Annotated in this window: 9 protein-coding genes and 1 pseudogene; 4 read left to right on the top strand and 6 right to left on the bottom strand. The window is 60.7% G+C overall.

The features are described from left to right. From L0H65_RS10150 to modA, 6 genes and pseudogenes are all read right to left on the bottom strand, one after another. Nucleotides 1-857 (bottom strand): annotated as a pseudogene (locus L0H65_RS10150) (cobaltochelatase subunit CobT); the annotation flags it as partial. Beyond that, nucleotides 854-1,375 carry a hypothetical protein gene (locus tag L0H65_RS10155; protein WP_301458760.1) on the bottom strand — a complete coding sequence of 174 codons (522 nt, stop codon included), beginning with the start codon at nucleotides 1,373-1,375 and terminating at the stop codon, nucleotides 854-856. The gene L0H65_RS10155 and the pseudogene L0H65_RS10150, both read right to left, overlap by 4 nt. Further along, nucleotides 1,375-2,349: a cobaltochelatase subunit CobS gene (cobS, locus tag L0H65_RS10160; protein WP_301458761.1), complete on the bottom strand. Its 975-nt coding sequence runs from the start codon at nucleotides 2,347-2,349 to the stop codon at nucleotides 1,375-1,377. The genes L0H65_RS10155 and cobS overlap by 1 nt, the downstream gene beginning before the upstream one ends. A 99-nt stretch (nucleotides 2,350-2,448) precedes the next feature. Beyond that, nucleotides 2,449-3,549, bottom strand: a complete 1,101-nt coding sequence (gene modC / locus L0H65_RS10165) for a molybdenum ABC transporter ATP-binding protein (RefSeq protein ID WP_301458762.1) — start codon at nucleotides 3,547-3,549, stop codon at nucleotides 2,449-2,451. Then, nucleotides 3,549-4,226 (bottom strand): molybdate ABC transporter permease subunit, encoded by a 678-nt coding sequence (gene modB, locus L0H65_RS10170; RefSeq protein ID WP_301458763.1) that lies wholly within the window; start codon nucleotides 4,224-4,226, stop codon nucleotides 3,549-3,551. The genes modC and modB overlap by 1 nt, the downstream gene beginning before the upstream one ends. Further along, nucleotides 4,223-4,945, bottom strand: coding sequence for a molybdate ABC transporter substrate-binding protein (gene modA / locus L0H65_RS10175; protein WP_301458764.1), 723 nt, complete (start codon nucleotides 4,943-4,945; stop codon nucleotides 4,223-4,225). The genes modB and modA overlap by 4 nt, the downstream gene beginning before the upstream one ends. Nucleotides 4,946-5,053: 108 nt before the next feature. Here modA and tgt point away from each other — a divergent pair, with 108 nt between their 5' ends. The 4 genes from tgt to ccsA all read left to right on the top strand — a co-directional run. Then, a complete protein-coding gene (tgt, locus tag L0H65_RS10180) occupies nucleotides 5,054-6,184 on the top strand; it encodes a tRNA guanosine(34) transglycosylase Tgt (RefSeq protein ID WP_301458765.1) in 1,131 nt (376 codons plus the stop codon). 42 nt (nucleotides 6,185-6,226) lie between these two features. Next, nucleotides 6,227-6,853: a heme ABC exporter ATP-binding protein CcmA gene (gene ccmA / locus L0H65_RS10185; RefSeq protein ID WP_301458766.1), complete on the top strand. Its 627-nt coding sequence runs from the start codon at nucleotides 6,227-6,229 to the stop codon at nucleotides 6,851-6,853. Further along, entirely contained in the window at nucleotides 6,850-7,506 is a 657-nt protein-coding gene (gene ccmB, locus L0H65_RS10190) for a heme exporter protein CcmB (RefSeq protein WP_301458767.1), read from the top strand. Before ccmA ends, ccmB begins: the two co-directional genes overlap by 4 nt. Nucleotides 7,507-7,558: 52 nt before the next feature. Then, on the top strand, nucleotides 7,559-7,957 hold a 399-nt coding region (gene ccsA, locus L0H65_RS10195), incomplete at its 3' end, for a cytochrome c biogenesis protein CcsA (RefSeq protein WP_301458768.1).

Genomic DNA, 7,957 nt, shown 5'->3' on the forward strand with positions numbered 1-7,957 from the left:
CCTTCGGGAAGTTCGGCCTCCTCGCCTTGCTCCATATCCGACATATCATCTTCGGAGACTTGCGCTTGGGAGGCGTCCTGCTGTTCCTCCTGCGACTGCTCGGGCGAGGCGTCGCCGTCCTCATCCTGACTGTCATCGTCGCCGGTGCTGTCCTGCTCATCCTCCTGCTGCGCTTCGTCGCCGCTGTCCTCCTCCTCATCCTGCGCGTCGGGGTCGTCGCCCAATTGGTCGCCATAGCCGAGATCGGCGATCACCTTGCGCGCAAGCCGGGCAAAAGCGGCTTGGTCGGCAAGTACATGGTCAATGTTTTCAAGCGTATCTGCTGCGTGATCCTCAATAAATCCGCGCCAGAGCGTCATCACATTGTCCGCGCCTTTTGGCAACTCGCGCCCGGTGGCAAGATGGCGCACGAGGTAACCTGCTGCCACGGGCAAGGGTGCATCGGCGGGTTGCGTGATCTCGGCATAGCCCTTGCGGGCAGCCTCATGCCCGATCTTGGCGTCGATATTGCCTGCGGTGCCGGGCATGTCGCGCGCGCCGACGGCTTCGCAGCGGGCGACCTCCATTGCCTCATAGATTTCGCGGGCGAGGTTGCCGGTGGGGGCATATTTCGCCGCCGTCGCGTCGTTGTGATATTTGCGGCGCAGCGCGAACGCATCCGCCGTGCCACGCGCCAACAACACCTCATCCCGCGTCATGCGGCGGCTGACTTGCGGCAAGCGCACGCCTTCCTTGGTCATGCCGGAGGGGTCCACCGAATAGGTGACGGTCATTTCCGGGTCATTGGCGAGGACTTTTGTAGCCTCGGCCAAGGCCTTTTTGAACGGATCGGCGGGGTTGTCGGTTGGTTTGGTCATGATGCTACCTTTGAAGCCCTGCGGAGCGCTGTTCGCCCTAAACGATCGGCAAAATGTTCGCGTCCAAAACCATCTTGGAATCCAAGATTTTTAAGATTTCCGCCCTTCAATATTTTCTCCGAAAAATTCACTACAAAACTCTCACCTACCGCCAAGCGAGTTGGAAGGCCGGGAGTCTCTCCAAAAGCTGCTTGTTGCAGGCTATAAGGCCAATTCTCATACGCCCTTAGTAGACCTCGTTTTGCTTTAGAAAGAATGTGACCATCCTTTACAAACCCAATTGCCGACTGCACCTTAATCTCTCCCGGCCCGTGGTTAATACATTCTAGTGCTATTGACCCAGGAACCTCATTCGTCCCTTCGCCAACCGCGATGTTAAAACGTATCCGGACTTGTAATTGCGGCTTTGGATAAATGAACTTTGACCAGATATTCCATACGAAACTTGAAAGAGCTAATAGAAGTGAAAGACCGCTGAGTATCAGAGCAATCTGAGCAGTCGTCCACTCCTCCCACATCACTTCATCGCCATACTAGCCGCGCTCTCCGGCAATTCCTCGGCAAAGCACCTCTGATAAAACTCCGCCACGGTCTGCCGCTCCAACTCATCGCATTTGTTCAAAAACGTAAGCCGGAACGCATAACCCAAGTTTTGGAAAATGCGCGCGTTCTCGGCCCAGGTGATGACGGTGCGGGGCGACATCACGGTGGACAGATCGCCGTTCATGAACGCGGTGCGGGTCAGGTCGGCAACCGTGACCATCTGGGAAATGGTTTTGCGGCCTTTGTCGGTGTTGTAATGCGGGTTTTTGGACAACACGATGGCGGTTTCCGCATCATGCGACAGGTAGTTCAGCGTTGCCACCAGTGACCAGCGGTCCATCTGGGCTTGGTTGATCTGCTGGGTGCCGTGATAGAGGCCCGTGGTATCGCCAAGGCCCACGGTGTTGGCGGTGGCAAACAGGCGGAAGGACGGGTGCGGGGTGATAATCTCGTTCTGGTCGAGCAGGGTCAGCTTGCCGTCATGCTCCAACACGCGCTGGATCACGAACATCACATCGGCGCGGCCTGCGTCATATTCGTCAAACACAATCGCCACCGGGTTGCGCAGCGCCCAAGGCAGGATACCTTCGTGGAACTCGGTCACCTGCTTGCCATCGCGCAGCTTGATCGCATCCTTGCCGATCAGGTCGATCCGGCTGATATGGCTATCGAGGTTGACCCGCACGGTCGGCCAATTCAGCCGCGCGCCGACCTGTTCGATATGGGTGGATTTGCCGGTGCCGTGGTAGCCTTGGATCATCACGCGGCGATTGTAGCCGAAACCGGCGAGAATCGCCAAGGTCGTGTCTGGGTCAAATTTATAGGTTGGGTCAATCACAGGCACCCGGTCAGTCGCCTCGGCGAAGGCTTTGATCTTCATGTCGGTATTAATGCCGAACACATCGCGGACAGAGATTTCTTCGGTGGGTTTCATTACTGCTTCAGCCATGGTCGCGCCCGTTCCCTCAGGTAACCCGGACATCAGGCCCGGCAAGTTTGCATCTTTTGAGTGATGGAACATAATACAAAGGGGTGCAAGGGAAAGGCGCTAAAGTTTTGCGGTCGGGGCGCGATCCTTTCCGATATTTCCGGGAGCGACCGAGACGGATTTGACAATGGCAAAGCAGGGGGTGCCGGGTGCCAGGTCAAGGGCAGTCGCAGACCGCCGCGTGATGCGGGCGAGGATCAATTCGTCGCCTGTGCGCAATTGCACCAGCGCGCCGGGGCCGCTGCCGCTGTGCAACTCGGTCACCGTGGCGGGCAGGATGTTGAGTGCCGAAAGCCCCGTCGGCGCGGTTCGCGACAAGATCACATCCTGCGCCAGAATACGGATGCGCAACGAGGTGCCGATGGCGGCGTCGATCCTTGGCAAGTACAAAGGCCCGGCGGAGGTGTGAAGCTGGCTCAACCCGTCATCGTCTTGGGCGGCAAGCCTGGCATGGATTACCGCGCCCGCCTCTCGCACCCCAAGGGCGGAGATGGTGTCGGGGCTGGCGAGCAGGTCTTGCAACGCTCCGGCATGGCTGATCCGTCCTGCGTCGATCAGCAAAAGGTGGGAGGCGAGGCGCGCCACTTCGGCCATGTTGTGGCTGACGTACAGGATCGGGGTGCCGATGCGGTCGCGCAACCGTTCAAGATAGGGCAGAACTTCGGCCCGGCGTGCCTCATCCAGTGCCGCCAGTGGTTCATCCATCAACAACATCCGGGGCCGGGTCAGCAGCGCGCGGCCAATCGCGGCGCGCGACTGCTCGCCGCCCGACAGGGTTTGGGGGCGGCGTTGCAGCAGCGGGCCAAGGTCGAGCGCCGCTGTCACCTCGTCGCGCGTCGGGCCGGGCAGCCCACGCGCACGGCGGTCGGCATAGTGCAGGTTTCCGGCAACGGTCAGATGCGGGAAAAGCCGTGTGTCCTGAAACACATAACCAAGTCCGCGTTTGTGGGGCGGGGTGAAGTGACGCGCATCCTGCCAGATGTCATCGCCGTAAGCGACGCGCCCTGTGGCACGGCTTTCCAGCCCGGCAATCACCCGCAGCAGCGTCGATTTTCCCGAACCGGAGCGCCCGAAAAGCGCCGTGATCCCGGTTTGGGGTAGTTTCTGCGCCACCTGCAGGCAAAATCCGGGAAAGCGGAGTGTGATGTCGAGCGTCAGCATCAGCCGGTTATCCGCGCGGCTTGTCGGTTCAGGCTATAGACGATGAGCAGGGTCACGAAGGAAAACACCAGCAAGATCGCAGACAAGACATGCGCGTCGGCATAACGGATGGTTTCGACATGCTCATAAATCGCGATGGAAATCACCTTGGTTTTACCTGGAATGTTGCCGCCGACCATCAGCACCACACCAAATTCCCCCAGAGTATGGGTGAAGCTGAGAACGGTTGCGGTCAGAAACCCGCGTTTCGCCAAAGGCAGTGCCACGGTGAAAAACCGGTCAAACGGTGAGGCGCGCAGCATTGCCGCCGCTTCCATCGGCGCGCGGCCAAGCGATTCGAACGCGGCCTGCAACGGCTGCACTGCGAAGGGCAGCGAATAGAGCATGGACGCGATCACGAGGCCGGTGAAGGAAAAGGTCAGGGTCTCGCCGGTGGCCTGAACCCAGAATGCGCCGAAGGTCGATTTTGGGCTGAACAGGATCAGCAGGTAAAAGCCAAGCACCGTGGGGGGAAGCACCAGCGGCAGCGCGGTCAGCGCCTCGATCACCGGTTTCGCGCGCGACCGGGTTTGCGACAGCCACCACGCCAGAGGTGCGGCCAGAAGCAACAGCAGGAACGTCACGATCGCCGCCAGTCGCAGCGTCAGCCAGAGCGGGCCAAGGTCCACCCCGCTCATGGCAGGGCGTAGCCATATCTGGCGATGATCGCTTGGGCAGCCGGGGTGACAAGGTAGCTTAAAAATCCTTTGGCAGCGGGGTTGTCGTTCCCATGTTGCAGCAGGATCGCGTCCTGTCGGATCGCGGGGTAAAGATCAGGGCTGACGTTCCAGATCAAGCCTTTGGCATCGGCGGGCAAGGCCGAGCGGGCAATGAACCCGGCTTCGGCCGCACCGCTTTCAACCATGGCAAAGGCTTGGCCGATGTTCTGGCCCATCACGATTTTCCCGGCGATTGCATTGTAAAACCCCATCGCCTTCAGCGCGGCAATCGTTGCAGCACCGTAGGGCGCAAGTTCGGGGTTGGCGATGGCGATGTGGCGCACCGCCACGTCTTGCAACGTAACAGTCGGGTCACGATCAGGGGCCATGCCCGGCGCCCAAAGCGTCAGCACTCCGAAAGCGTAAGGGAAGGCCGGGCCGTGGCCTTCGGCTGCAAGCCGTTCGGGCGTTGAGGCATCAGCGGAAAGCAGCAGATCGAACGGCGCGCCTTGCGTGATTTGCGCGTAAAGTTTCCCGGTGGAACCGGTCGTGATTTGCACGTCATGCCCCGTGTCGGCCTTGTAGGCTGTGGCGAGTTCCGTTGCCGCGCCCGCGAAATTGGCAGCAACCGCGGCCAACGCGGTGTCGGCCTGCGCCGGGATCGTGAGCAGCAACAACGCGAAGAACGGGCGAAACATCGGTGATTCCTTTCTGCGCTGTCAGCATGTTCTGCGGTTGGCGCGCTTGCAAGGCTTGGCTTTCGCTGCGCGATCTTTCACAAGGGGCCATTAAGGTGAGGGCGGCAGATGACGCAACGGTTCAGCTTTGAGGTTCAGGCGCGCGATGGCCGTGCGCGTCAAGGGGTGATTTCGACCCCGCGCGGCGACATCCGCACGCCGGCGTTCATGCCGGTTGGCACGGCGGCGACGGTGAAGGCGATGCTGCCGGAATCGGTGCGCGCGACCGGGGCCGATATCCTGCTCGGCAACACCTATCATCTGATGCTGCGCCCCACTGCCGAACGGATTGCAGCCCTTGGCGGGTTGCATCGGTTCATGAACTGGGATCGCCCGATTCTGACGGATTCGGGGGGCTTTCAGGTGATGTCGTTGGCCTCCCTGCGCAAACTGACCGAGGACGGTGTGAGGTTTGCCAGCCATATCGACGGCTCCAAACACATGCTTAGCCCCGAACGCAGCATGGAAGTTCAAAAACTGCTGGGGTCGGATATCGTGATGTGTTTCGATGAATGCCCGGCGCTGCCTGCGACCGAGGACGCGGTGGCCAAATCAATGGGGCTGTCGATGCGATGGGCAGAGCGGTCTCGCGATGCCTTTGGCGACCGCCCCGGCCATGCGCTGTTTGGGATTCAGCAAGGCGGGGTGACGCGCGCCCTGCGGGAAGAAAGCGCCGAAGCGTTGAAGGCGATCGGCTTTGACGGCTACGCGGTCGGAGGTTTGGCGGTGGGGGAGGGGCAAGAGGCGATGTTTGGCGTCCTTGATTACGCACCGGGCATGTTGCCGGAGGGCAAGCCGCGCTATCTGATGGGCGTGGGCAAGCCCGATGATATCGTCGGCGCGGTGGAGCGTGGCATCGACATGATGGATTGTGTCTTGCCCTCGCGTTCCGGCCGTACGGGGCAAGGGTGGACCCGGCACGGGCCGGTCAATATGCGTAATGCCCGCCACAAGGATGACCCGCGCCCGCTGGACGCGGCTTGCGCTTGTCCCGCCTGCCGCAACTATTCCCGCGCCTATCTGCACCATGTCATCAAGGCGGATGAGATCATCGGGTCGATGCTGCTGACATGGCATAACCTGACGTATTATCAGGATCTTATGGCCGGGCTGCGCGGCGCGATTGCAATTGGTGGCCTGGCGGCCTTCGTCGCGGATTTTCACGCCAAACGCGCGCAGGGCGACATTGAGCCGCTGTAGACTGGGCTTTCCCGGTGGCAAGCGATGCGCTAGGGCTGAACGATGGATTTGAGAGTTGCCAATCTTGCCGTGGCCCGTGGGGGTGTAACTGTTTTGCAAGGGGTGAATTTCACCTTGCCAAGCGGTCGCGCCTTGGTGCTGCGCGGGCCGAACGGAATTGGCAAGACCACGCTGTTGCGGGTGATCGCAGGGTTGCAGCCTGCCATTGCCGGAACAGTGACCGGTGCGGGCGAAGGTGTTGCCTATGCCGCCCATGCCGATGGGTTGAAAACCACGCTGACGGTCGCTGAAAATCTGACCTTTTGGGCGGCAATTTATGGCGAGCAGGTGGGCGATACCTTGGCTCGGATGAATCTGGCGGAATTGTGCGACAGAGCGGCCGCAAACCTGTCGGCGGGGCAGAAACGACGGCTGGGGTTGGCGCGGTTGTTGGTGACGGGGCGGAAAATCTGGTTGCTGGATGAGCCGACGGTATCATTGGATACCACATCGGTCGCGCTGTTTGGCGATGTCTTGCGCGAACATCTGGCAACCGGCGGCTCGGCGCTGATCGCCACCCATATTGATCTCGGGCTGGAGGCAGAGGTGTTGGACCTTTCGCCGTTCCGCGCCAAACTGTCGGTGAAAAACGGGGCGTTTGACGCAGCTTTCGGCGATGGTTTTGCATGATTGCTTTGTTGATCCGGGATTTGCGGCTGGCGATGCGGGCAGGGGGGGGCTTTGGTCTTGGGCTCGCGTTCTTTTTGCTCGTCGCGGTTCTGGTGCCTTTGGGCGTCGGACCGCAAAGCGACACCTTGGCGAAAATCGCGCCGGGTATCCTGTGGGTCGGGGCGCTGCTGGCCTGCCTGTTATCGCTCGACCGGATTTTCGCGCTGGATTTCGAGGATGGCTCGCTGGAGTTGCTGGTGACCGCGCCGGTCCCGCTCGAAGGCGTTGTTGCGATCAAGGCTATGGCGCATTGGCTGGTCACCGGCCTGCCGCTGACGCTGCTTGCGCCGGTATTGGGGGTGCTCTTGAACCTTGCGGGGCCGGGATATCTGTGGCTGGTGATATCGCTGGCACTTGGAACCCCGGCGCTTTCGGTGATCGGCGCTTTTGGTGCCGCACTGACAGTGGGGTTGAAGCGCGGCGGCTTGCTGATGTCGCTGCTGGTGCTGCCGCTTTATGTGCCGACGCTGATTTTTGGCGCGGAAGTGGTCAAACGCGGCGCCGAAGGTTTGGCACTGGCGACACCGCTGGCCTTGCTGGCAGGGATCACGGCCGGGGCTGCGGCATTGCTGCCCTTTGCAGCGGCCTTCGCAATCCGTATCAATCTGCGGTGAGCCGATGATGTTAATCCTTGTCCCCGAACCCCGGAAAGTCTAGCCAACCGTCATGTCACTTTGGGAATACGCAAATCCGCAGAAATTCATGCAGCTTTCGCGCAGGGTCTTGCCTTGGGTGGCGGTGGCGGCGGCGAGTTGCCTGTCGGTCGGTCTGATCTGGGGGTTTTTCTTTACGCCTGATGATTACAAGCAAGGTGCAACCGTCAAGATCATCTATCTGCATGTGCCGGCGGCGATGATGGCGATCAACGCCTGGGTGATGATGCTGGTTGCGTCATTGATCTGGTTGATCCGGCGGCATCATGTGTCCGCACTGGCAGCGAAGGCCGCGGCCCCGGTGGGCTTGACCTTCACGTTGATTGCATTGGTGACAGGGGCGTTGTGGGGCCAGCCGATGTGGGGAACGTGGTGGGCATGGGACCCGCGTCTGACCTCGTTTTTGATCCTC

Origin of the sequence: Pseudorhodobacter sp. (assembly GCF_030452865.1) — a bacterium.
Taxonomy (GTDB): domain Bacteria; phylum Pseudomonadota; class Alphaproteobacteria; order Rhodobacterales; family Rhodobacteraceae; genus Pseudorhodobacter.

Excerpts from the sequence above, each read along its gene's own strand:
- modB (WP_301458763.1), bottom strand. The coding sequence starts at position 4,226 with ATGAGCGGGGTGGACCTTGGCCCGCTCTGGCTGACGCTGCGACTGGCG.
- tgt (WP_301458765.1), top strand. The coding sequence starts at position 5,054 with ATGACGCAACGGTTCAGCTTTGAGGTTCAGGCGCGCGATGGCCGTGCG.
- ccmA (WP_301458766.1), top strand. The coding sequence starts at position 6,227 with ATGGATTTGAGAGTTGCCAATCTTGCCGTGGCCCGTGGGGGTGTAACT.
- ccmB (WP_301458767.1), top strand. The coding sequence starts at position 6,850 with ATGATTGCTTTGTTGATCCGGGATTTGCGGCTGGCGATGCGGGCAGGG.
- modA (WP_301458764.1), bottom strand. The coding sequence starts at position 4,945 with ATGTTTCGCCCGTTCTTCGCGTTGTTGCTGCTCACGATCCCGGCGCAG.
- L0H65_RS10155 (WP_301458760.1), bottom strand. The coding sequence starts at position 1,375 with ATGTGGGAGGAGTGGACGACTGCTCAGATTGCTCTGATACTCAGCGGT.
- cobS (WP_301458761.1), bottom strand. The coding sequence starts at position 2,349 with ATGGCTGAAGCAGTAATGAAACCCACCGAAGAAATCTCTGTCCGCGAT.
- modC (WP_301458762.1), bottom strand. The coding sequence starts at position 3,549 with ATGCTGACGCTCGACATCACACTCCGCTTTCCCGGATTTTGCCTGCAG.